Genomic DNA, 23,028 nt, shown 5'->3' with positions numbered 1-23,028 from the left:
ATCGATCTCCTCAGTACACGAAGTCGAGCGCGAGGCTGAACAGGTTGACAGTACCTCCGGGGTCGAAACCCGGCTGGGTGTTGACCAGGGTTCCCGGCGAACCGCTGTCCAGGTCGATATGGTCATATTGAGCCTTGAGGGCCAGATTCCGGGCGAAATCCCAGCGTGCGCCCAGTGACAAGCTCTTCTGCTGCGCCACGTTGCCCAGCAGTCCGTTTAGGGCGGCATTGAGGCCATCGGCCTGGGCAGCGAGTGGCGGCGGCAATCCCACCATCGAGATTCCCGGATGCGAGGTCTCACCGTCGACCCGAACACGCGCCAGGGTTACATAGGGGGTGACGTCTCCGAGCCGATAGCCGCCTGTGACATACCAGCCGCGACTGTCGCCGATGAAGGTACGGCTGTCCGACCGCGCCCATTCACCCATCACGAACCATTCGCCCGGGTCATAGCGCACCCCCACATTGATGATCTCGAAGCGCTTGTCATCGACATCGTAGCGGTCGGCGATGGCTTCGCCTTCCGGCCCGAACTGCTGGAAGGCATCGAACAGCGGATTGAGATCCTCGATCGTCAGGCGGTAGCGACCATAGCTCGCGAACAGGGTGGCAGCACCTCGCTCGAGGGTATTGGTCAGCAACATGGTATCCCGGGATTTAACCTCCCCGCCACCGGCTACCTTGGCGTCCTTACGACCATAGGAGCCCCGCAAGGTATGGGTGTAGTCCCCGAAGCGTGAACGGTAGTTGACATCGATACCGTCAAAATTGGTGACCGGTACCATTCGATACACTTCCTCCGGGGGCCGGATCCAGGGAATGGCATAACCGACCTTGCGGTACTCGCTGGTCATGAAGGAGGGCTGCATCATACGACCGAGACGCACGCTTAACGCCGGCGTGACCTCGAACATGACGTTGGCCCATTCGATACTCGGCTCATAGCTACCGTCGTAACGCTGTTCAGAGACGGCCTGCACGACACTGGTAAGACGGGGACTGAGGTTGGCGGTGAGCTGCAAGCCAAGCCGGCTATCGACATGAGCGCTCCAATCATCGCTGTGGCCGGCGCCCTTAGGGGCGAACAGATTCGAGACAAAATCCGCCTGATCCTCGTCGGAGTGCACCACGCCAAACGTGCCGAAGCCCTGAATGGACAGCGTCGGGGAATCCTCGACTTGTGCCTCTACCACGGCCGCCGGCACCAGCAGCGCAGACAAGAAAACGATTTCCCACCTTGTCACAACCAGATCTCCCAGATGTCGTGCTGCGTTCCCGGCAAGAGATCAGCGAAACGAGGAGGTGCCGTGGAGAGACGAGATCTCACACTTGCGTACTTAGCGGCTGATGATCCCATGCCCATGCATCGCTCCCTGAATGCTTGTCCTCATCCAATATCCTCGGCATTGGCCCGATGGCCTTGAGGAACAGTTAATCGAATACCCTGAGGGATTGCAAAAGCCAGACGAACGCTCAAGCGGCGAGGCCGGCCCCGCCGGCCAGGTGCAGAGCAATGGCCGCCATCATCACGCCGATGGTGCCGTCGATCGCCCGCCAGGCCAAGGGCCGTGAGAGCCAGGGCGAGAGCGACGAGCCGCCCCAGGCCAGCAGGCTGAACCAGAGGATCGAGGCAGTGACGGCGCCCGCCACGAAGGTGGCCGCGCTCTGCTGCTGGGCACCGATGGCCGGGATCAGCAGCAGGGTATCAAGGTACACCTGAGGGTTGAGCAGCGTGACCGCGAGGGTGGCGAGCACTACCTTCCTGCGGCTACCCACGCTCGCGGCGCCACTCGCCAGCGCCTGCCGGCCGAAGGCGGCACGATACAGGGCCTGGGCCGCCAGCCAGGCGAGGAACACGACTCCCAGCCAGCGCAACACTTCCATGGCGCTCGGCATGCTCAACAGCACCGCACTGACGCCGAACATCCCGGCGGCCAGCAGCAGCACATCGGTACTCATGCACAGCCCGGCCGACCACCAGTGGTGCTCCCGCCGCACGGCCACCCCCAGCACATAGGCATTCTGCGCGCCGATGGCGACGATGATCCCGCCGCACACCAGCAGCCCGGTCAGATAGCTCTCCAGCATCGCGCGTCTCCTGTCATGGCACCCGTCGAGAGCGGCCAGCATAGCGACGCCCGAGCATGTGAAAAAATCATCCTGCTAATACCACATCAGTTTTGCTTATAATAAATCGCCCACCAACCACCCGCACGGCAAGGAGGTTCCATGCTGGACTACAAGCTCCTCCAGGCCCTGGCCACGGTGATCGAGTGCAGCGGCTTCGAGCGCGCCGGCGAGCAGCTGGGCCTCTCGCAGTCGGCGGTCTCCCAGCGCATCAAGGCGCTAGAGGTCCGCCTGGGGCAGCCGGTGCTGATCCGCCACCCTCGGCTTGCGCCCACTCCGGCCGGCCAGCGGCTGCTCAACCATGTCCAGCAGGTCCAGCTGCTCGAGCGCGACCTGCGCACGGCCCTGCCCACCCTGGAGGAGGCCTCGCCCCGGCTGCGCATCGCCATCAACGCCGATAGCCTGGCGACCTGGTGGGCCGGGGCGGTCGGCGACTTCTGCCAGGCAGAGGGCCTGCTGCTGGATATGGTGATCGAGGACCAGGATGTGGGCCTGAAGCGGCTGCGCGACGGCGAGGTGGCCGCCTGCCTTTGCGCCAGCGACCAGCCTATTGCCGGCGCCCGCTGCGTGCCGCTGGGCATCATGGTCTACCACCCCTTCGCCACCCCGGCCTACATCGCTCGCCATTTTCCGGACGGGCCGACACCCGAGGCCTTCCGCCGGGCCCCGGCCATCGTCTACGGCCCTCATGACCAGCTGCAGCACCGCTTTCTCGCCAGCTGCGGCTACCACGGCAGCTTTCCCTACCATCTCTGCCCCTCGTCGGAAGGCTTCGTGTGCCTGACCACCGCTGGCGTGGGTTACGGCATGATGCCGCGGATGCAGGTGGCGACCCAGGTGGCAGAGGGCCGGTTGGTCAGCATCACGCCGACGCAATCGCTCGCCGTTCCTCTCTACTGGCACTTCTGGCGGCACAGCGGCGAGCTGCTGGAAAGGCTGACCAAGGTGTTGAGCGAGGTCAGGATGAGCTAACCCACTGATTTTATTTGGTGGATAGCGATCGAGAAAGGCTCAGCGCACGTCTCGCAAAAATTTCTTGCTGCGCTGCAACAAAAGCATCTATGGTGGTAGGGCAATCCCCCTGAGGAGGGCAATCGCAATGACTACCCCACAAGTGCAAGTCCAAGCGTTCGATTCCTACGTGCTGCAGTGCTGGGCACACCAGGCTCAGTTGCAGCGAGCCGCCTTCGACGCCTTCGCCGCCTACCTGGGCTGAAGAATCTCACTGACGTGCCGGATGCACTGGCCCGATGGTCTAAAGCCTGTATGATGATTGTGCAACATCTTCAGATACGGAGCAGAAAAGACGATCGATCATTCTTTCAAGCCAGCACGGAGGTTCTCATGAAGGTCTATAAACCGGAATGGCAGTGCACGTTTAGCGTAAACGAAGGCGTGGAAGAATCGGCCAGCTGGAAGGCGCGAATCGCCTGGTACTTACGGGAATTCGCCGACAAGCTGGACGGTGGAGGAAGAACGATCAAGATTGACTGCAACGTCACCCCCGAAGTGAGCCGTGAGGACGTCGATTCCTGCCTGGAGAAGGGCTTTGCCCTGACCCAGAGCCTGCTCACCCAGCTCGCCCATCAGGCCGCCTGCGAAGACGTCATGCGTGATGCCAAGGCAGAGCTGTTCGAGGAAGCGCCTCAGCGTTGAGGCCGTGACCGTACCTGCAAGTGCAGTCACCACACCCCATTCGGCCCCAGGCCGAATGGGGTGTTTTCGTTTCTACCGCTTCATAGATCTGTGGCCCAGCTGGTGCGCGCGAGCTCGATGACCCGCGCCACCTCCCCGTCCGGAATCACCTGGGTGTCGCCGAGCTCCAGCGGATCGTAGTGGAAGACATAGGCTCGCGAGGCGAATTCGGCGAAAGGCAGGGAGGCCTCTCCATGGCGTTCGCCATTGCCCTGGGTCGCGCAGTGAATCCCCTGCCCCCAGTCCTGGCCGCTGTCGTTGTTGGGATTGAAGAAATAGACGCGCATCTCGCCGTCCGAATCCAGCGCCACCCGCAGGATGGTGATCGCATGCCTCCCCACCAGGCGTGCGGCACTGTCCGTAACGGCGATCCCCGCGGGCTGCGGGTGGATCACCGGCAGGTTGCCGTTGTAGTAGGGGTGATAGCAGGCGTAGAAATCGCGAAGAAAGCCCGCGTGATCCTCGATCTTGCCCGTCTGCGTATCGACCACCACACGAAATTCGTGACCCACCCACCAGCCATAGAATTCGGGATTGATCCAGCGGTGCAGGTCGTCGTCGCGCTCGCCGCACAGGCGCCCCATCTCCATGTAGATGCGGTCGAGATGCGGCACCAGCAGCAGTGACACGGGATCCACGTCCAGCGGCGGCTCCTTGGCGAGCCCCGCCTCCAGCCCTCGGGACGAGACACTCTCGCCCTCGAATCGCTGCAGGATCTCGTCGTCGCGAGCGGCCCAGGCAACGAGTTGCAGGAGGTAATCGGCGTCATTGTCGGCCCACATGGAAATCCCGATCACCGACTGGCAGGTGGGGTTGTTGCCCTGCCCCACGCCCAGCGGCTGTCCCAGCAGGCTCAGTACCCCCGCAAGCAGGAAGACCCGGGGAGGCTGGGCATCGCCGAACACGGCGGCCAGCTTGGTCGAGGTCTCGACGGAGAGCTTCAGCGTGATCTGGCGCCACAGCCCCGAGGCGACAGGCAATGAGAAGAGAGCCCCGCGTTCGAGCAGCATGGCCAGGCCATAGACCGCCTGACTGGTTTCCGGAAACACCGCCTCGTCGATCAGGGCATGCACCAGCTGGCTGTAGCACTGCAGCACATCGATACCGGTCATGCTCAGCCCCAGGGCGGCGGGGATGAGGTCATCGCGCCGGCGGCGCAGATGGCGCAGGAAGAGGGGATGATAGGGCGACACCAGGCCGGTCTCGTGCATCGCCCGGGCGAAATCCGCCGCCTCCTCGGCCAGGGTGGCGTCGTCCATGCTTCCCAGGCGCCGGTCATAGACCGCCAGCCCGGGATCCTCGCGACACCCCTTGGTGGGGCCGAACAGGGCAGTGACCAGGCGCGCCGCGCTATGCATGCCGTCGGTGTCGATCTCGGGGTCGAACAGGCAGCGGGCGATCTGGCTGATCATCTCCTTGATGCTGTCCGTCTGGACCGGACGCTGGGCCAGCAGGCGCTGGACCTCGCCCACCAGGCTCTCGAGAATGCTCTCGTAGCCCATTCGATCCAGCAGGTACTGGTAGAGGGCATGGACGATGGCACCCAGGTCATCGGGCCGTTCGCGGTCGGCTTCGGTCATCTGGTCGGAGAGCAAGTCCAGATTCAACGCCATCACCTGGGTGAGGAAATTCATCGCCTGCTCGGCGGCGATACCGGGGTGGAAGTAATCACCCGTCGCGACGGCAAGCAGGCGAATCTCGCTCAAGGCCTCGATGACGGTATAGCCCGGATCGCCCTGCCGCAGGGTCCGGACGGCGAGGGCGGGCTGAAGGATGGCAGGTTGTCCCCAGTCGCTGTTGAGGAAGATGCCGGCATTCTCGATCGCGACCACGCGGGTATAGAGGGCGTCCAGCCCCCCCGGGGTGGCCATCAGCTTCCTGGCCGCTTCCAGCACCTCGGCCCTGGATGGCCGGGCCTCCTGCTGACGGGCCAGCACGAACCGCGCCAGGGCCGCATCGAACTGCTCGGCCAGAGGACGGATATCCTCGGCGGGATTATGGATATTCATGACGCCATGGTTCCTTGACTCTCGACTCATCGGTTCGGCCCGTTGCCGGGCCTCTTGCCTGCCAGTCACACCCTGCCATTCGATGGAGAGGGCGTGGTCAAGCGTTCGGATAGCGCCATGATACCTGGCGAGGCCCGACAGCGCGGAACAGATGGAGAGGATCGAACTTTCCGCTGCCGAGCCGCAGCGAAGGCCTCAGCAAGGTATACAAACCTGGATGGGCGTGCACCCTTTCACTCTCGGGGCAGCCCCGCCTCCTCGGTCAGGAAGTCATCGATACCCGCCAGGTAGGCTGCCTCGCTCTCCAGGAAACCGGTATTGTGACTGCCGCCAATCACCAGCAGCCGCTTGGGTTCGGGTGCCGCCTCATGGACCGCCTCGCCCTCGGCGAAAGGAATGATGTCGTCCTCCCGGCTGTGGATGACCAGGACCGGTGCCTCGCTCTGTGCCACGTAGGCGGCGGTGTCGTAGTCGAAGCGCGACAGCCAGCGGGCCGGCAGGATGGGGTAGAGCTGCTGGGCCAGCTCGGGAACCGAGCGGAACGGCGACTCCAGGATCAGCGCCGCGGGGCGTGCCTCGCCCTTGAGCTCCCGCGCCAGATTCGCCGCCACGGCGGCTCCCAGCGAACGACCGAACACCACGATCTCGTCGGGCGCGAGGCCAGCCGTCTCGCGCAACCAGCGCCAGCCGGACCGGGCATCGAGTGCCGTGCCAGCCTCGGAGGGACTGCCCTCGCTTTTCCCATAGCCTCGATAGTCGAGGATCAGCACCGAGAGCCCCAGGCGGTGGAACTGTTCGATGGAGTCCAGGCGGTGGGAGATGTTGCCGGCATTGCCATGCAGGAACAGCAAGCTGCCCCGTGTCGCCTGAGCCGGCACCCACCAGGCATCCAGGCGCAGGTCATCGCCGGTTCGCAGGGTAACCGACTCGTATTCCAGGCCGCGATCCCGGGGAGTGACAAGATACGCATCCCCGCCGGCATGCGGCTGATAGAGCAACTGGCCCTGGAAGGCGCAGGCCACCATCACCAGCAAGGGGTAGGCCAGCAGCAGCCAGAGGAGGAGTCGCAACAGGGGGTGGGGATCACTCATCGACATCCTCGCGATCCGAGGCTCATCCACTAGCCTGGCCCAACCACGGCCACCGTGAGAGTCGAAGGAACCTCAACTGATTGGTTCAAAAAAGGCTCATGCGTTTCATCACGCCGTCGCGCTTGATCAGCCAGTGAAAGAGTGCACCGGCGATATGCAGCAGCACCAGGCCCAGGATCGTCCATCCCAGCCGGCCATGCCACCGGAACAGCTGCTCCGAGAGCGCCTCGTTCTCGCCGATCAGCCCCGGCAGATTCCAGTGAAGGAACTGCACTGGAAAGTCGCCGCTCGCCGTGGCCGTCCAGCCGAGCACCGGCATGGCCAGCAGTGCAAGATAGAGCAGGTGGTGGACGCTGGTGCTCAGTATCCGCTGGAAGGGATGCAGCGGTGGCTCATGGAGCGGCACCACGAAGAGTAGCCGCGTGATCACCCGCGCGATCATCAGGCCGAGGATCAGCACCCCGAAGGTCTTGTGCGCGGTATAGAGCAGATTGGTCCAGCTGTCACCGAGCCTCTCAACGGCGCCCTCGAAGCCGAGAAAGCCCAGGGTGAGACCGCTGGCCAGCGAAAACAGCAGCACCAAGGCGACCAGCCAGTGCAGCACGCGGTGGGGATAGGCATAACGATCAGGATCATCCATGGCACTCTCACCTCCGGGAATGACGAGTCATGGGTTCATCCTAGATGATCCCGGCGTTGACGGGGTATCGATACGCTCACTGCCGGACTCTTCGCCTCATCAGGTCGATACACTTGTCTCGAAAACTGTCTATTCCACGACGACCGGTCAAGCCCGGCAGGCTGTTAGACTGGGCGGATTTCCCGTCATCTGAAGGAACGACCGCATGCAATCACGCTACTTCATCATCAACGACTTCCCCCAGGGCACGCCCGAACGCGAGCTGTTCGAGCTGCAAGAAGCCGAGCTCTCTGACCTCGCCGAAGGCGAAGTGCGAATCCGCAACACCTGGCTGTCGGTGGATCCCTACATGCGCGGGCGGATGAGCGGCGTAAAGACCTACATCGATCCCTTCGTCATCGGCGAGCCGCTGGAAGGCGCCGCGGTGGGCGAGGTGATCGAATCGCGGGACTCCCGCCTGGCCGTTGGCGACAAGGTCCGGCACATGGCCGGCTGGCGGGACATCGCCCAGCTGGCGGGCGACCAGGCCGAACCGCTGCCGAGCATCGACGTACCGGAACAGGCCTACCTGGGCGTGCTCGGCATGCCGGGCATGACCGCCTGGACCGGCCTGAACCGGATCGCCGAGATGCGTGACGGCGACAACGTGCTGGTCAGCGCCGCCAGCGGCGCGGTAGGTTCACTGGCCGTGCAGCTGGCCAAGGCCAAGGGCGGCACCGTGGTGGGCATCGCCGGGGCATCCGAGAAACTCGAGTGGCTCGAATCCCACGGCATCAAGGCGGTGAGCTACCGCGACAGGGACACCCAGCAGTTGACCGAAGCGCTCAAGGCGGCTTGCCCGGAGGGCTTTGACGTCTACTACGAGAACGTCGGCGGCGTCTGCCTGGAAGCGGCCCTCAACACCCTGCGTACCGGCGGGCGCATCGCTGTGTGCGGCATGATCGCCCACTACAACGCCGAACAGCCGGCACCGGGGCCGAGCAACCTGGCCATGCTACTGATCCAGCGCCTGCGCATGCAGGGCTTTATCATCTTCGATCACTGGGCCGACTATGGGCGCTTCCTGGAAGAGGTCGGCCCGCGGGTGGCCAAGGGCGAGATCGATTACGCGGAGACCGTCGAGGAAGGCCTCGAGCGCACGCCGGATGCCTTCCTGGCCCTCTTCGAGGGCGCCAACACCGGCAAGATGCTGGTCCGGCTCTGAACGACATCTGGCTGACGGGTCAGCCATGACCCGTCAGCGCTCTGCCGAATCATCCCGCTTGTCCCTCTCGGATACCCCGGACACCTCGGATACCGACGAGGTGACCGTGCTGATCAGCTGAGGCACGAAGCGTTCCGAGAAGCCCGCCACGAACGACCAGAACAGCAGCTTGGCCAGATCCGGCCCTGTTGTCGGGTAGGTTTCCTGGAAGATGTGCAGCATGAAATCCTCGCCCTCCTCGACATCGTCCTGAGTCGGGAACGAGAACGCGGGAAAGAGATCACCCGAGACGATGCCGGAGAGGAACACCAGGTAGAGCACCAGGGCGAATACCCCGCCAAAGATGGGCACCAGCAGGATCTGGAACCAGGAAGCATTCAGCAAGGCAAGCTCTTCGTCGGCGACCTTGTTCAGGCGTTGCTGAATACTGACGAAGCCCCCGATGATGCCGCACAGGGGCACCGCCCAGGTGACCAGGAACCGCTGGTCGAAGAAGAACGTCAGCGCGAATATCCCTCCCAGCACGGCAACCGCGACCGTCGTCATGACGATCAGGCGCTTGGTGATGGCATGGAGATACTGGATGCGCTGCATGACGCGGACTCCGCCCCCTTCCCCTCCCTTTACGATAGTTGACATACCCAAGCTCCACCATACAGAGAGCTACCCACCGGCCACCGCACGAACTGCTCGAGGCGGATGACAGAGCCTCCGTGATGCAAGGGGGCCCGGACGAGAAATCGCCCGGTCTACCCGACTCAAGGTGCTGCCGTTCCCCAAGGCAAGGATTGTGCACCAATGTTGATCCTTCAGCGAAACTGATGGTTGAAGAGTTGGAAGCGTTAATTTCGCATGTCCGGAACTGGGGGGCCGGGTCGAACAATCGCCCGGTCAACCCGACCATCTTTTTTTCTGCTCCAGCCGCAATTTTTGGTGGCCTTTCTATGGACTGGGTCATAGGGCTGGTCTAAGTTTAAATAGGTGGAAATGCAATTCAGTTTATCTCTACCGAACAATCACCGCTGATCACATTATCAAGGGGAGGATAATACATGAAAACAGCATTGATCGCATTAGCACTTAGTGGACTTTTCTTGGGCTCTTTTTCGGCATCGGCAGACATGCAGCAACTCGCGGAGGAGAAGCAGTGCCTGAGCTGCCACGTTAGTGAGGACGATACACCCAGGGCGCCGGGCTTTAGCAGCATTGCGGCAAAATACTCAGGAAGTGAGATGAAGAACTATCTGGTCGACGTAATTATGACTGGAGGCGAAGATCATTGGGGATCCGCTACCATGCCGGAACCCGGTGAACGTGCTGAAGTGAGCGAGGAAGAAGCCGAGGAACTGGCCGACTGGATTATGAACATGCACAAAGGCGACGGGTAACCATTCGGCCCGACAGGCCTGTTCAGAAAAACAGCCGTATAAACGCTCTAGCTCACACTCAAGAGACCAGGGGCTCACCGATCACGGTCAGCAAAGTCGACGGAGCCCCTTTTTTATTAGGTTGCTGGTGCTCAGCTTAAATGTGTACCCAAGACGCCTCCTAACCGTGCACACCAACGATGCGAACTTTAACTAATCTCAACATCATTTCGGCACATTCATAGCGTCGCGTCGCAACTACTCAGCCATGCGGTCTAAGGGCAGGTGGTGATATGAATGAAACACCAAAAAATGGCGCAGGTCGGGGCATGGGCTGCTGAAAGGACCTGCCGTTTCTAGCCAAGTATGGGAAGTTTCGCCGGAGCGGGTAGCGAATACAGAATGATGGAATGCCAGTTAAACTATTCTCTACCGTGGTGTAATTATTTTAAGTTCAGCTCTCAGCGCTGACACGAGCCGATAATACGCAAGGTGCGCTCGTCGATGCCGAGCGATTCCAGTGGATCGGAAACACCTTTTTCTTTTAACCAAAGGGACTGAAGCTTCACCGCCTCCCCTTCTAACTGTTCACGACACCTCACTAATAGGTGAGCATCGTTAGCGAGCTGAAAGTGGTGAACCACCTCATGCAGTAGATAACTGGCGGAAGTAGGCTCATTGAGATTACAGTCTACATCTAAATAAATAGTTTTGTTTTTCGGATCATAAACACCACCTACCTGGGGTACGAGATTCAGGTCAAAGCCAGGATAGCAGCGTTGCCGTAGATCTATCTGATCAAGAAATTCAACGGGTGGAGGATTAGGTGCCGTGTAGTTAGTATGTGCAGCTACCCAAGCGGTCATATTCGTTGAGAGAATCATAGCCCGCTCAGCTCGATTATCACCTGCCTGCGCTGCACTGAGTGATAGCAATAGCGGGACGCACAACAATAGACTGCGAAGCTCCCGCTCCAGCGAGTGGAGCCGCTTCTGCTCTTCCTTGCGGGCCTGGCGCTGTTGCTTTGCCTGCTGTGCTGTATCCGCGTCGGCATTCATGCAGGCATCCCGCCAGGCCTCCACCTGCTAGGGTAGAGCCCTCGCTCAAGGCAGTAGGCGCTGAGCTCGGCCTCGTTCATCGGGGCCGTCTCCAGGACGATCTGGAACTTCTCCTGGCCCGTCCACTGGTCGGACTTGGTGGAATGTGATGGCAAAACCTGTCCTCGTGCTCTGGCCTGTTTCCTCCAATTGTAGAGGGTTGACGCCGTAATGCCTTCCTGCTCGGCCAGCTTCGGGATGGTAAGGCTCATGGGCGGTGCCATCTTCTTGAGGATGGCTTCCTTACGTTCTGCGGGGTAACGCACGTTGATCACCTCTTAATCCGTTTAGGTGACAACTACGTTGACAGATAGGGACCCCGATGAATGAGGCAGGTGTAACGGAATGCCTCTCCTCAGCTCCGCGGGTCCAGCACGCCCGCATACCGAACGCCGCTCAGCAGGGCCATCTCGCGGTGCCAGGTGGCCAGGTCCTCGCGGTTGAACTTGGCCAGGCGGTCGTGACCACAGGCCCGTGCCATGACCTGCATCAGCGAGACGGAGGCCTCGAGGAATGTCTGCAACTGGCGGGCGGACGTGTCGACGTTCAGCCGCTGACGGAGGTCCTTGCGCTGGGTGGCGACGCCGGCGGGACAGTTGTTGGTGTTGCAGATCCTCGCGGCCACGCAGCCGATCGACTGGATGGCGCTGTTGGCGATGGCGATACCATCCGCCCCCAGGGCCATGGCCTTGACGAAGTCGCTCGGCACCCGCAGCCCGCCGGTGACGATCAGGGTGACCCGACCACTGGCACCCTGCTCATCCAGATGGCGACGGGCGCGAGCCAGGGCCGGAATGGTAGGCACGCTGATATGGTCGCGGAAGAGTTCCGGGGCCGCCCCGGTGGCCCCGCCGCGGCCGTCGAGAATGAGATAGTCGGCACCGGCGTCGAGGGCGAACTGGATGTCCCGCTCGAGGTGGTTGGCACTGAGCTTGAAGCCGACCGGAATGCCGCCGCTCACCTCGCGCACCCGATCGGCAAAGTGCCGGAAGTCCTCTACCGAGTGCAGATCCTCGAAGGTGGGCGGCGAGGTCGCGGGCTCACCCTCCGGGATGCCACGCACCTGGGAGATCTTGCCGGTGTTCTTGTTGCCCGGCAGATGGCCGCCGGTGCCGGTCTTGGCGCCCTGTCCGCCCTTGAAGTGGAAGGCCTGTACCTTTTCCAGCAGCTCCTCCCGATAGCCGAAACGGGCGCTGGCCAGTTCATAGAAGTAGCGGGAATTTTCCTGCTGCTCTTCCGGCAGCATGCCCCCTTCGCCGGAACAGATCCCGGTGCCGGCCAGCTCGGCGCCACGGGCCAGGGCGATCTTGGCCTCCTCGGAAAGCGCACCGAAGCTCATGTCCGAGACGAACAGCGGCATGCTCAGGGTCAGTGGTTTTCTGGCCTCGGGGCCGATGACCAGCTCGGTGGCAACCTCGGCATCCTCCATCAGCGGCTGGGTCGCCAGCTGGGCGGCCATGATCTGCAGATCGTCCCAGTGCGGCAAGGTGTGGCGCGGCACCCCCATGGCGGTGGTCGGCCCATGGGGTCCCATGTTCTTCAACCCTTCCCGGGCCAGCTGATGGATAAAGGCTACCGTGGGTTCCTCCCGGGTGGCTTCGGCCTCCGGAGCCTTGCCAGAGGCATCTTGGGTTTCCTGGCCCTTGTCAGTGGCGTCTTTCGCCTCTCCAGGCGCTTCCTTGCCCACCTGGTCGTCGTCGAACCTGTTGTGCGTGCCGTCGCAGTAGGGCGCATCAGCGGTGTGCTTGCACTGGCAGAGCACGGCCTCGCCATCCTGTTCGGCCACGAAGCTCTTGGGCGTAATGCCGGTGCCGGCGTGGGAACCATCGCAGAACGGCTGGTCGGCGGAGCGCCCGCACATGCAGAAGGCGTATTCCTTGCCCTTGGTCAGGGTCACCTTGGTGGGCTTGTTGTCGGCGATAACGGGCTGGCTCATGGTCACGGGCTCCTGATCGGATCAATACCGGGTAGGATACGAATCGGTCTCGGCGCCGCACCGTCAAGTGGTCGAGGCGTGACGCACCCGGGCGGCAGTGGTAACTGCCAAGATACCCGGCCGCTTCATACAGGGAAACGCAGGCCGTCAACGCGGGGCACCCCACCGCTGCTCGCCATGACGACGACTTTCCGACCAACCCGTATCTGATATCAAGCGACCACACGACGCGATCTCGAGTGGTATCGAGCCGCCTTGACGCTATAGCGCTCCAGGGTCGCCTACGCAAGCCGCGAGAAGTTTGATTAAGCTTGGAGTAGAAGCGCCGATATCCGCGCCATGCGCCTTGCAGTTGCCAGTCGGGACAGAGGCAGCGGCCCGGGACGCCGGCACTGCATATGGCGATCCCCACCCCATGGCGGTAGCATGATTGTGAGCTTATGCCAGCCATCCGTCATAAGGATATTTAGAACTGCAATCACGAAGCCAACTATCGCGCGCACGGCATCGGACAGGCTCTGAATAGCAGGCTGTTTCGTGACAGCCTGCTAAGGAGAAGCCGGTGCAGGCGATTAATCAGAGCGTATTGCCGTCCTCAAATTTCTCGTAGAATCCGTTCAGGCTGCCGTCCGCGGCATTGAATTTCGTGACGACGCCGTCAATCACAAGAACGTCAAGGCAACGCAGTCGGCCTTTGTCGCCCGGAGACCAGGAAACACAGATACTGTCGACGTTGGTGACACCATAGTACCCCGTGCCGGACCAGTCTCCGCCGAGCAATTCACCCGTCAGGACGTTATCCTCACTGTAGTGAATTGCGATCTTCTTGTCCCCGGATGAGGAGACCCAAGTTCCCGTCTTGCCGACAAAATGCTCCGCAATTTCGTCTGCAGTAAGTTGTTTAGCCCCGTTGTTAAGCGCCTCTTCCATCTCGGTTTCTGCCGCTGCGCTCAACGAAGTGCTTGCCAGGATGACCACAGCAAATATTCCGCTAAGAGCTATCTTTATATTCATGAGCACATCTCCTTCTGGTTCATTGCATGTAGTCTGAAGCCAAGGAGTGGAAAAACACTTCAGGGTTCCCTCACTTCATGACTACAATCAAGTGTATGCCGGAGCAGGACATGCCGATTGAAGAGCGTATAAAGTTTTCTGTTTTTTTCATGAATTTTCCGGTGAAGCCAGGTATGACGCATGATCTATCGCTTCGAGAGCTTTGTGTTCGATCCGAATGCGGCCAGACTGCTCGATGCCGGCCAACCTGTCACCCTTGAGCCGCAGGTCTCGAGACTGCTGATCTATCTTCTCGAAAATCGAGACCGCATCGTCTCTAAGGAGGAGCTGATCGATGAAATCTGGCAGGGGCGCATCGTCTCCGACGCCGCACTTAACACTCGCATCCGAGCGGTTCGCAGAGCGCTAGGCGACGACCGGTCACAGCAACGTTTCCTGCGAACCTACCCCAAACGGGGCTTCCAGTTCGTGGCCAAGACCGAATGCCTCGAAGCCGACGACGATGCGACCCTTGACACGACACCCCATGAATCGGCCCTTCGTCGTCTCAGATTTTGGATGGGCCCGGCTCTTCTGGTCCTTGTCCTGGGTATTCTGGGTGCTGTGTGGTGGTCGGATGAAAGCGAGACTACCGCGACTTGGCTTCCGCTTCCGGCCAAGCCCTCAATTGTCGTCCTGCCGTTCGATAATCTATCCGGTGACCCCGAGCAGGAATATTTTGCCGACGCCTTCACGGAGGACCTGATCACGGATCTGTCCCGTATCCGGGGCGCTTTCGTTATCGCGCGTCGCACCTCATTCACCTTCAAGGACAAGGTGGTAGATGTGAAGAACCTGGTGGACGAACTGGGGGTTCGCTATGTCCTCGAAGGGAGCGTCCGTCGCTCCGGTGATCAGGTCCGCATCAATGCCCAGCTCATCGATGGTCAGACCCGTCGTCATGTCTGGTCGGATCGTTACGACCGCGCGTTGACGGATGTTTTCTCGGTGCAGATCAACGTGACGGGGCAGATCGCCGCAGCGCTGAAGGCTGAGCTTCGAGAGGCGGAGAGCCTGAGACAACGGCCGAAAGCGAGCCTCAAAGCCTGGGACTATGCATTGCGGGGCAATGTGCTGCTGTTCAATCCCAAGAGTGCCGAAGATTTTCAGGAGGCGAAGGCACTATTGGACAAGGCCGTTGAACTCGACCCCGAAATCGCCTCGGCATGGAGCGGGCTGGCGTTCGTCCATTTCGCGGCAAGCACGAGCCGCATCCCCGGCATCTCGGTGCCTAACTCGAAAGACCTGTCCCTGGAAGCCGCGCAGCGGGCAATTTCGCTCGATCCCAAGGATGCTGAAGGGTACTGGATGACGGGCGTGGGGTATGCCCGGAACGGGAAGCCGGAACGGGGCCTGGCTTCGTGCAATACCGCAATGGTAATCAATCCCAACAATGATTGTGCTTATGTATGTGCCGGATTGGCGAACATGGCATTGGGGAAACCAGCCGAGGCCTTGGCGCATTTCCAACAAGCGCTTCGCCTGAACCCAAGGTTTCGGCCATCCACGAAATATAAATATATGGGACTCGCCTATGTTCACAACAGCCAGGATGACGAGGCGATCTCTGCACTGAACCGCGCCATAGCCGGCTCGCCCGACGATCCAATGGCAAACCTTGCCCTGACTTCCGCCCTGGCCTTGACGGGTCGCATGGAAGAGGCGCATGTCGCACTCGAGGAATCCATGGCCTTGGCTTATAGCGATCGAACCACGATCAAGACGCTAAGCGCCAGCCACTCCTGGTTGGGTCCGGGATTTGAACGCGTACTTGATGGCCTTCGTCTCGCCGGCATGCCTGAACAGTAATCCGGTGGCTGTGCATTTCCTTCGCAGCCTCGATGCTCATCAACAAGGCCTTCAGTGCATTTTTGCGGTGTTATCCGCACCTTTGTGCAGAGCTGTCCTCTATCGCAAGGGTATGCTCGGCATATCTGCTGTGCGGCGCCTCGCAGAAACCGCACATGACGCCCCGATGAAGATGACGACCAACGTCGGGCTACCAAAGTCTGCACCAAGAGGTGGCTGAAGTGCTGGCCGCTAGATGGTAAGATTGGAACCTTGTAACAAAGTTAATCCGCGCTGGACTGACCAGAGACGGCGGATACCGCAGTATTCTCCAAGATCCTGCCCCCATGACCTCCTTGCATAGCATTCCCCAGCCGGCTGCCCACGGCCACGAGCCTCTTCTCGACAGGCTCCAGACCCCGGTCTGGATCTTCGATATCGAGCAGGAGCGGATGCGCTATGCCAATACCGCCGCCTTGAGACTCTGGGGGGCCGAAACGTCGCAGGAGCTCGTTGCCCGAGATTTGTCATCGACGATGAGTGAGGCGACGAGACAGCGCCTTGCGGATTACCTCCCGCGCCTGGCAAAGGGAGAGGTCATCGACGAACACTGGAGCTTCTATCCCGGCGGCCAGGCCATCTCGTTGCACTGTCGCTGCAGTCATTACGTCATGAATGATGGACGCACCGGCATGCTGGTGGAGGGGCTGGAAAGCGAGATCTCCCTGGATGCCTCCAGCTTGCGTGCCCTGGAAGCCCTCAGGCACACGCCCATGATGGTCTCGGTGTTCGATGGTCAGGGGCGCCAGCTGGTGCGTAATCCGGCCGCCCTCGCGGCCCGCCGGGGCCAGAGCTCCTTCGAGGCCTGCTTCTCGGACCGCGACGTTGCCGAGGGGCTCCTGCAGCGGTTGGAAGGCGAGCCGAGGATCTCCCTGGAGGCCATCATGCAGGTCGACGGCGTCGAGCGCTGGCATCATGTGGACTTGTGCCGCGCCAACGACCCCAAGACGGGCCGACCCATGATCGTGATGGGCGAATTCGACATCACCCCGCGCAAGACACTGGAGATCGCGCAACTCGTTTCCAAGCGTCAGCTGGAGGTCGTCATCGAGGGTCTCGACGCTGGCCTGCTTCTCGAGGACGAGAGTCGTCGGATCATCATGGTCAATCAGGCCTTCTGCGACCTCTTCGCCATCGAGGCGCCGCCAGAAGCCCTGGTGGGCATGGACTGCCGGGAGGCCGCCCAATCCTCGAAGGATTTCTTCATTGAACCGGAAGGCTTCGTGGCACGCATCGAGGAACTCCTCGTGGAACAGCGCAAGCAGGCGTGCGATCTGCTGGCCATGACGGATGGCCGCTTCCTGGAGCGCTCCTATACGCCCCTGTTCGTCGCCGAGGAATACCATGGCCACCTCTGGATATACCGCGACATCACCCGGCAGAGACGGCAGGAGGCCGACTGGGTCCGCAAGGCCAGCACCGACCCCTTGACCGGACTGGCCAATCGGCGCTCCTTCGAGGATTCCGCCAAGAGGGTCGCCACCGCGGTCAAGGAAGGGGGACTTCAAGCCGCCCTGCTGATGATCGATATCGACCGCTTCAAGGCCATCAACGATACCCTGGGTCACGCCGAGGGCGACAAGGGCCTGCGACTGCTGGCGGACACACTGCGCTATAACTTGCGCGACAGCGACCTGCCCTGTCGCACTGGCGGGGAGGAATTCATGGTGATCATGCCCGGCATGACTCACGAGGAAGCCCAGGCCATCGCCTGGCGCCTGCTTCGACAGATCGCCGAGGCCACCATCGAGGCCGAGGAGTTGCCCTTTCACTTCACGGTGAGCATCGGCGTCACCGGCGTCACGCCGAGCGATGCGAGCATCGAGGCCGTCACCCAGCGGGCCGATGCCGCCATGTACCAGGCCAAGCACGAGGGCAGAAACCGCGTGGCGGTGCGCTGGTGACGCGGCATCGGCCGGGCATGAGGACGCCGGTGCCTCGCGCTTTCAGGCGTGGCCCTTCTCACCCGCCAGCTTGTCCTCGGTACGCAGTTCGAAGTCACTGGCGTCATGGCGCTCGTGGAGCTGCATCTCCGGCTCGCCGAAGGTGCGGTTGACCATGCGCCCGCGCTGCACGGCGTCGCGACCGTCGATATCGCGTGCCCAGCGCTGCACGTTCCGGTACTCCTGCACCTGCAGGAATTCACCGGCGTCGTAGAGCCGGTCCAGCGCCAGCTGGCCGTACCAGGGCCAGCTGGCGATGTCAGCGATGGTGTAGGTGTCGCCCGCCAGGTAGCGCGTCTCGGCCAGGCGGCGATCAAGCACGTCGAGCTGCCGCTTGGTCTCCATGGCGTAGCGGTCGATGGGGTATTCCAGCTTCTCCGGCGCGTAGGCGTAGAAGTGGCCGAAGCCGCCACCCAGGAAGGGCGCGCTGCCCATCTGCCAGAACAGCCAGTTCAGCGTCTCGGTGCGTCCCGCCGGATCATCCGGCAGGAACTCGCCGAATTTTTCCGCCAGGTAGAGCAGGATCGCGCCCGACTCGAACACCCGGATCGCCTCGGGCGTGCTGCGATCGACCATCGCCGGAATCTTGGAGTTAGGGTTGATCCCGACGAAGCCACTTCCGAACTGGTCACCCTCGCCGATGCGGATCAGCCAGGCATCGTACTCGGCGCCCTCGTGGCCCCGCGCCAGCAGCTCCTCGAACATCACCGTGGCCTTTACGCCGTTGGGCGTGCCCATGGAGTAGAGCTGGAAGGGATGATGGCCCACCGGCAATTCCTTTTCGTGGGTGGGCCCGGCAATCGGGCGGTTGATGCTGGAGAAGGTGCCGCCGCTGGCCTTCTCCCAGGTCCACACTCGCGGCGGAACGTACTCGTTACCCTGGCTCATGAAATCTCCTGAATGGCGGGTGAGGGACGATCGCCCGGCGCCGGGCACAGCGGGCGAAAAACGATGCCTCCGACGATAACCTCTCAATCCTTCATCCGCGAGTTCGCCGGCCGTTGCGGCTCACCCGCACCATAAACAAACGCAACCTACTCCGTTAGAACGGGCCACAGCAGGACTTGAACTTGCGCCCGCTGCCGCAGGGGCAGGGCGCATTGCGGCCGGGCTTGAGCCGATGGACAGCAGGGTTGCCATCGAGATAGAACCAGCGCCCCGCCTCGCGCACGAAGCGTGAGGACTCTTCCAGCACCGACCAGCGTTTGCCCTCGCGGAAGGTGGCGCGGAAATGCACCCATCCCCTCTCGCCCTCCTCGCCGCTCTCGAGCACCTCGAGACACTTCCAGACGGTCACGGCGTCTGGCCCAAGGCTCGACGGCCGGGTGCTCGGGTGCCAGGTCGCCAGCAGGTAGTCGGGAAGGTCGAGCACGAAGGCGCTGTAGCGCGAGCGCATCAACGCCTCGGGAGTCGGCGGCCACTCGCCGGCATGATAGCGCCCGCAGCAGTCGGTGAGTGGACGACCGCTGCCGCAGGGGCAAGCTGTGCGGACCGGCTGTTTCATCCAAGCAAGAACCTCGTGTGGTGGGCCCCCAGGGCGTTCCGCCCAACAGCGTCAACGGTGAAGCCGCAAAGCTGACGGCCTCGTTGACTTCGGCGTTGCGGAGCGCTTCAGAGCGGATAGTTGGGAGAGTGCTGTCATCGGCTTATTCCTTGAAAGCCAAATTCGTAGCATAACTGCAGCATGGGCATGGGAGTTTTTGACGTGAATCGAACAATAGCGCAAGGGAGCATACGTGAAAAAAAATTACCGAACGGTAACTGTTTTAACGACTCAGGGCTTGATCCGCGATAAGATTACCGTTCGGTAATTATTCCATTGCGGATCGCCATACTCGCGTCTAGAATTACCGCACGGTAATCACTCGCGAGTCTGCCATGCCAACACACGACGTCCCTGCGCCGGCCCCCTTGGCCGTTCCCATTCGCCACAGCGAAGACCTCGGCAAGCTGGTGCGTCAACTACGCGCCGAGCAGGGGCTGCTGCAGACCGACCTGGCCGGGCTGGCCGGCACCGGAAATCGCTTCATCGTCGACCTGGAGCGGGGCAAGCCGACCCTGCAACTCCAAAAGGTGTTGGACGTGCTGGACCTGATGGGACTCGAAGTGATCGTGCGGCGCAAGGGTGGCAACCACCATGGCGAGTGAGGGCAGCCTGGAGGTTTACCACGGCGACCGCTATGTGGGTCGGCTGTATGACGCTGAACCGCTGCACTTCGAGTATGCCCCCGCATGGCAGGCGCATCCGGAGGCGGTGAGTCTATCGCCTTCGCTGCTGCTTACGCGGCGCCTTCACGTTGGTCATGAGGTGCTGGCCTACTTCGAGAACCTGCTGCCGGAAGGCGACCTGCGCCACCACCTGGAGCTTCGTCACCACACCAACACCGTCTTCGGTCTGCTGAAGGCCATCGGCGGGGACACGGCCAGCGGCTTCACCCTGCTACCACCGGGCGAATCACCGGCTCCACCGACCTATCGCCCCATCAGCTGGGAAGCGCTAGCGGAACACCTACAGCACCGGGAACGCGGCCCCTTGCTCTCCCAGCAGGACGAGGAAGCCCGCATCTCGCTGGCCGGGGCTCAGGACAAGCTCCTGCTGATGGTGCTTGAAGACGGGAGCCCCGCCATACCGGAAGGATCGGCGCCGTCCAGCCATATCCTCAAGCCGGACATCCAGGGCCTGAGAGGCGTATGGGGCTCCGCCATCAACGAGACCTTCTGTATGCAACTGGCCACCGAGCTTGGGCTCGGGGTCGCCGAGGCCAGCTACCAGCCCGAGACCCGGGCCTGCCTGGTACGCCGATATGACCGCGTACCCGATGAGCAGGGCGGGCTGCGACGCCTGCACCAGCTCGACGTCTGCCAGCTCGCCGGAACACCGTCACTGATCAAATACGAAAGTGACGGCGGTCCAGGCCTGGCGCGCTGTCGCGAACTCCTGCAGCAGGTCGGCACGCCGGCCAAGGACCTGCAGCGCCTGATCGGCTGGTTCTTCTTCAATCTGCTGATCGGCAATAACGACAGCCACGCCAAGAACCTCGCCATCCTCTACACCGACGAGGGGCCAAGGTTGGCGCCGTTCTACGACCTGATGAGCACGACGCTCTACAGCGCGCTGTCACGCCGCTTCGCGTTTCGCGTTGCCGGAGAGGATCGCCCCGGCCATATCGAGCGTTCACACCTTGAAACGCTAGCCCGCGCGATGCGGTTCCAGCCACGCTACTTCCTTCGCCAGGGACTCAAACTCGCCGAACGCATGCCGGCGGCCATCGATAGCACCATAGCGACCCTGAGTGCAGAGGCCCCTCAAGGCACCGAACAGAAGCTGCTGGAGAGATTGCAGCAGCGCTTGAGGGGCAACTGCCGGAAGCTTCCGGAGCGGTGGGCGGCGAGTCATGGATAACGCTTATACCAGAGACGCCTGCCTCACTCCCACTCGATCGTCGCCGGCGGCTTGCTGCTGACGTCGTAGGTCACGCGGGAGACGCCGGTGATCTCGTTGATGATGCGGTTGGAGACGGTCTCCAGCAGTTCGTAGGGCAGGTGCGCCCAGCGGGCGGTCATGAAGTCGATGGTCTCCACGGCGCGCAAGGCGATCACCCACTCGTAGCGGCGGGCGTCGCCGACCACGCCGACCGAGCGCACCGGCAGGAAGACGGCGAAGGCCTGGCTGGTCTTGTGGTACCAGTCGGCGCGGTGCAGCTCCTCGATGAAGATGGCATCGGCCTCGCGCAGGATGTCGGCGTACTCCTTCTTCACCTCACCGAGGATGCGCACCCCCAGGCCCGGCCCCGGGAAGGGGTGGCGGTAGACCATGTCGTAGGGCAGGCCGAGCTCGACGCCGAGCTTGCGCACCTCGTCCTTGAACAGCTCGCGCAGCGGCTCGACCAGCGTGAGCTTCATGGTCTCGGGCAGGCCGCCCACGTTGTGGTGCGACTTGATCACGTGGGCCTTGCCGGTCTTGCTGGCGGCGGATTCGATCACGTCCGGGTAGATGGTGCCCTGGGCCAGGAAGTCGACGCCCTCGATCTTGGCGGCTTCCTCGTCGAACACCTCGATGAAGGTGTTGCCGATGATCTTGCGCTTGGCCTCGGGGTCGACCTCGCCCTCGAGCTTGGAGAGGAACAGCGGCTCGGCGTTGACGCGGATCACCTTCACGCCCATGTGACGGCCGAAGGTCTCCATCACCTGCTCGCCCTCGGCCTTGCGCAGCAGGCCGTTGTCGACGAACACGCAGGTCAGCTGGTCGCCGATCGCCTTGTGCAGGAGTGCTGCCACCACCGAGGAGTCGACGCCGCCGGAGAGGCCGAGCAGCACGTGGCGATCGCCGACCTGCTCGCGCACGCGCTCGATCTGGTCCTCGATGATCTGCGCCGGGGTCCAGAGGCGCTCGGCACCGCAGATTTCCAGCACGAAATGCTCGAGGATGCGCAGGCCCTGGAGGGTGTGGGTCACCTCGGGGTGGAACTGCACGCCATAGAAGCGCTTCTCCTCCCAGGCCATGGCGGCGATGGGGCAACTCGGGGTGGAGGCGGTGACGGTGAACTCGCTCGGCACCCGGGAGACCTTGTCGCCGTGGCTCATCCACACATCCAGCAGGTTGCGCCCGGTCTCATGGTCGATGTGGTCGGAGATGTTGCGGAAGAGTGCGGTCTCTTCATCGATGCGGATCTGGGCGTAACCGAACTCGTGAACCTTCGAGCCCTCCACCGCGCCACCGAGCTGCTCGGCCATGGTCTGCATGCCGTAGCAGATACCCAGCACCGGCAGATCCATCTCGAACACGCACTGGGGGGCGCGGGGCGAATCCAGTTCGGTGACGGATTCCGGGCCGCCGGCGAGGATGATCCCGTTGGGCGCGTACTCGCGGATCTCGGCCTCGGTAATATCGAAGGCGCGCACCTCGGAATAGACGCCGATCTCGCGCACCCGGCGGGCGATCAACTGGGTGTACTGGGAGCCGAAGTCGAGGATCAGGATCTTGTGGGCATGGATATCGGTCATGAGGCCTTTCCTTTG

At 62.1% G+C, this 23,028-nt stretch carries 21 protein-coding genes; 8 read left to right on the top strand and 13 right to left on the bottom strand.

Going from position 1 to position 23,028, the window contains the following annotated elements; translation table 11 throughout:
• Positions 1-10: 10 nt before the first annotated feature.
• Together HALO32_RS10225 and HALO32_RS10220 are read right to left on the bottom strand one after the other, a co-directional pair.
• The gene (locus HALO32_RS10225; protein WP_151443764.1) at positions 11-1,219 is read right to left on the bottom strand and encodes a porin; all 1,209 of its coding nucleotides are present in this window, start codon (positions 1,217-1,219) and stop codon (positions 11-13) included.
• A 253-nt stretch (positions 1,220-1,472) separates the two neighbouring features.
• The gene (locus tag HALO32_RS10220) at positions 1,473-2,087 is read right to left on the bottom strand and encodes a LysE/ArgO family amino acid transporter (RefSeq protein WP_151443763.1); all 615 of its coding nucleotides are present in this window, start codon (positions 2,085-2,087) and stop codon (positions 1,473-1,475) included.
• Between the two features lie 141 nt (positions 2,088-2,228).
• Between HALO32_RS10220 and HALO32_RS10215 the strand changes: the two genes are divergently transcribed.
• Positions 2,229-3,098, top strand: coding sequence for a LysR family transcriptional regulator ArgP (locus tag HALO32_RS10215; protein WP_151443762.1), 870 nt, complete (start codon positions 2,229-2,231; stop codon positions 3,096-3,098).
• Between the two features lie 372 nt (positions 3,099-3,470).
• Entirely contained in the window at positions 3,471-3,782 is a 312-nt protein-coding gene (locus HALO32_RS10210) for a hypothetical protein (RefSeq protein WP_151443761.1), read from the top strand.
• 80 nt (positions 3,783-3,862) lie between these two features.
• On the opposite strand, the gene HALO32_RS10205 is transcribed toward HALO32_RS10210, so the two are convergent.
• The 3 genes from HALO32_RS10205 to HALO32_RS10195 form a co-directional block, all read right to left on the bottom strand.
• Positions 3,863-5,830 carry a hypothetical protein gene (locus tag HALO32_RS10205; RefSeq protein ID WP_151443760.1) on the bottom strand — a complete coding sequence of 656 codons (1,968 nt, stop codon included), beginning with the start codon at positions 5,828-5,830 and terminating at the stop codon, positions 3,863-3,865.
• Positions 5,831-6,063: 233 nt separating this feature from the next.
• Positions 6,064-6,921 (bottom strand): alpha/beta hydrolase, encoded by an 858-nt coding sequence (locus HALO32_RS10200; RefSeq protein WP_225809900.1) that lies wholly within the window; start codon positions 6,919-6,921, stop codon positions 6,064-6,066.
• A gap of 85 nt (positions 6,922-7,006) precedes the next feature.
• Positions 7,007-7,561: a cytochrome b gene (locus tag HALO32_RS10195; RefSeq protein WP_151443758.1), complete on the bottom strand. Its 555-nt coding sequence runs from the start codon at positions 7,559-7,561 to the stop codon at positions 7,007-7,009.
• A 205-nt stretch (positions 7,562-7,766) separates the two neighbouring features.
• On the opposite strand from HALO32_RS10195, the gene HALO32_RS10190 reads away from it, so the two are divergent.
• Entirely contained in the window at positions 7,767-8,765 is a 999-nt protein-coding gene (locus HALO32_RS10190; protein ID WP_151443757.1) for an NADP-dependent oxidoreductase, read from the top strand.
• Between the two features lie 33 nt (positions 8,766-8,798).
• Here HALO32_RS10190 and HALO32_RS10185 read toward each other — a convergent pair whose 3' ends face one another.
• Complete coding sequence (locus HALO32_RS10185) at positions 8,799-9,404, bottom strand: hypothetical protein (RefSeq protein ID WP_225809898.1); 606 nt, start codon at positions 9,402-9,404, stop codon at positions 8,799-8,801.
• A gap of 413 nt (positions 9,405-9,817) precedes the next feature.
• Here HALO32_RS10185 and HALO32_RS10180 point away from each other — a divergent pair, with 413 nt between their 5' ends.
• Positions 9,818-10,153 carry a c-type cytochrome gene (locus tag HALO32_RS10180; protein WP_151443756.1) on the top strand — a complete coding sequence of 112 codons (336 nt, stop codon included), beginning with the start codon at positions 9,818-9,820 and terminating at the stop codon, positions 10,151-10,153.
• Between the two features lie 440 nt (positions 10,154-10,593).
• Here the strand turns inward: HALO32_RS10180 and HALO32_RS10175 are convergent, their stop codons facing one another.
• From HALO32_RS10175 to HALO32_RS10160, 4 genes are all read right to left on the bottom strand, one after another.
• Entirely contained in the window at positions 10,594-11,190 is a 597-nt protein-coding gene (locus tag HALO32_RS10175; RefSeq protein WP_151443755.1) for a DUF6647 family protein, read from the bottom strand.
• Complete coding sequence (locus HALO32_RS10170; protein WP_151443754.1) at positions 11,187-11,504, bottom strand: transposase; 318 nt, start codon at positions 11,502-11,504, stop codon at positions 11,187-11,189. The genes HALO32_RS10175 and HALO32_RS10170 overlap by 4 nt, the downstream gene beginning before the upstream one ends.
• A gap of 80 nt (positions 11,505-11,584) precedes the next feature.
• On the bottom strand, positions 11,585-13,165 hold the full coding sequence (locus HALO32_RS10165; RefSeq protein WP_151443753.1) for a glutamate synthase-related protein: 1,581 nt from the start codon (positions 13,163-13,165) through the stop codon (positions 11,585-11,587).
• A gap of 576 nt (positions 13,166-13,741) precedes the next feature.
• The gene (locus HALO32_RS10160; RefSeq protein WP_151443752.1) at positions 13,742-14,179 is read right to left on the bottom strand and encodes a hypothetical protein; all 438 of its coding nucleotides are present in this window, start codon (positions 14,177-14,179) and stop codon (positions 13,742-13,744) included.
• Positions 14,180-14,359: 180 nt separating this feature from the next.
• Between HALO32_RS10160 and HALO32_RS10155 the strand changes: the two genes are divergently transcribed.
• Together HALO32_RS10155 and HALO32_RS10150 are read left to right on the top strand one after the other, a co-directional pair.
• Positions 14,360-16,027 carry a winged helix-turn-helix domain-containing tetratricopeptide repeat protein gene (locus tag HALO32_RS10155; RefSeq protein ID WP_151443751.1) on the top strand — a complete coding sequence of 556 codons (1,668 nt, stop codon included), beginning with the start codon at positions 14,360-14,362 and terminating at the stop codon, positions 16,025-16,027.
• Positions 16,028-16,353: 326 nt separating this feature from the next.
• On the top strand, positions 16,354-17,970 hold the full coding sequence (locus HALO32_RS10150; RefSeq protein WP_151443750.1) for a sensor domain-containing diguanylate cyclase: 1,617 nt from the start codon (positions 16,354-16,356) through the stop codon (positions 17,968-17,970).
• A gap of 42 nt (positions 17,971-18,012) precedes the next feature.
• Here the strand turns inward: HALO32_RS10150 and yghU are convergent, their stop codons facing one another.
• Both yghU and HALO32_RS10140 read right to left on the bottom strand, forming a co-directional pair.
• Positions 18,013-18,897, bottom strand: a complete 885-nt coding sequence (yghU, locus tag HALO32_RS10145) for a glutathione-dependent disulfide-bond oxidoreductase (RefSeq protein ID WP_151443749.1) — start codon at positions 18,895-18,897, stop codon at positions 18,013-18,015.
• 154 nt (positions 18,898-19,051) lie between these two features.
• A complete protein-coding gene (locus HALO32_RS10140) occupies positions 19,052-19,513 on the bottom strand; it encodes a YchJ family protein (protein WP_151443748.1) in 462 nt (153 codons plus the stop codon).
• A 374-nt stretch (positions 19,514-19,887) separates the two neighbouring features.
• On the opposite strand from HALO32_RS10140, the gene HALO32_RS10135 reads away from it, so the two are divergent.
• Positions 19,888-20,157, top strand: a complete 270-nt coding sequence (locus HALO32_RS10135) for a helix-turn-helix transcriptional regulator (RefSeq protein WP_151443747.1) — start codon at positions 19,888-19,890, stop codon at positions 20,155-20,157.
• Positions 20,147-21,412, top strand: a complete 1,266-nt coding sequence (locus HALO32_RS10130) for a type II toxin-antitoxin system HipA family toxin (protein ID WP_151443746.1) — start codon at positions 20,147-20,149, stop codon at positions 21,410-21,412. The genes HALO32_RS10135 and HALO32_RS10130 overlap by 11 nt, the downstream gene beginning before the upstream one ends.
• 23 nt (positions 21,413-21,435) lie before the next feature.
• Here the strand turns inward: HALO32_RS10130 and guaA are convergent, their stop codons facing one another.
• Positions 21,436-23,013, bottom strand: coding sequence for a glutamine-hydrolyzing GMP synthase (gene guaA, locus HALO32_RS10125; protein WP_151443745.1), 1,578 nt, complete (start codon positions 23,011-23,013; stop codon positions 21,436-21,438).
• Positions 23,014-23,028: the final 15 nt, after the last annotated feature.

Origin of the sequence: Halomonas lysinitropha, assembly GCF_902500215.1 — a bacterium.
GTDB classification, from domain to species: domain Bacteria; phylum Pseudomonadota; class Gammaproteobacteria; order Pseudomonadales; family Halomonadaceae; genus Halomonas; species Halomonas lysinitropha.
Note: the sequence above shows the minus strand (reverse complement) of the source record. Positions and strands in the feature narration are given on the sequence as shown.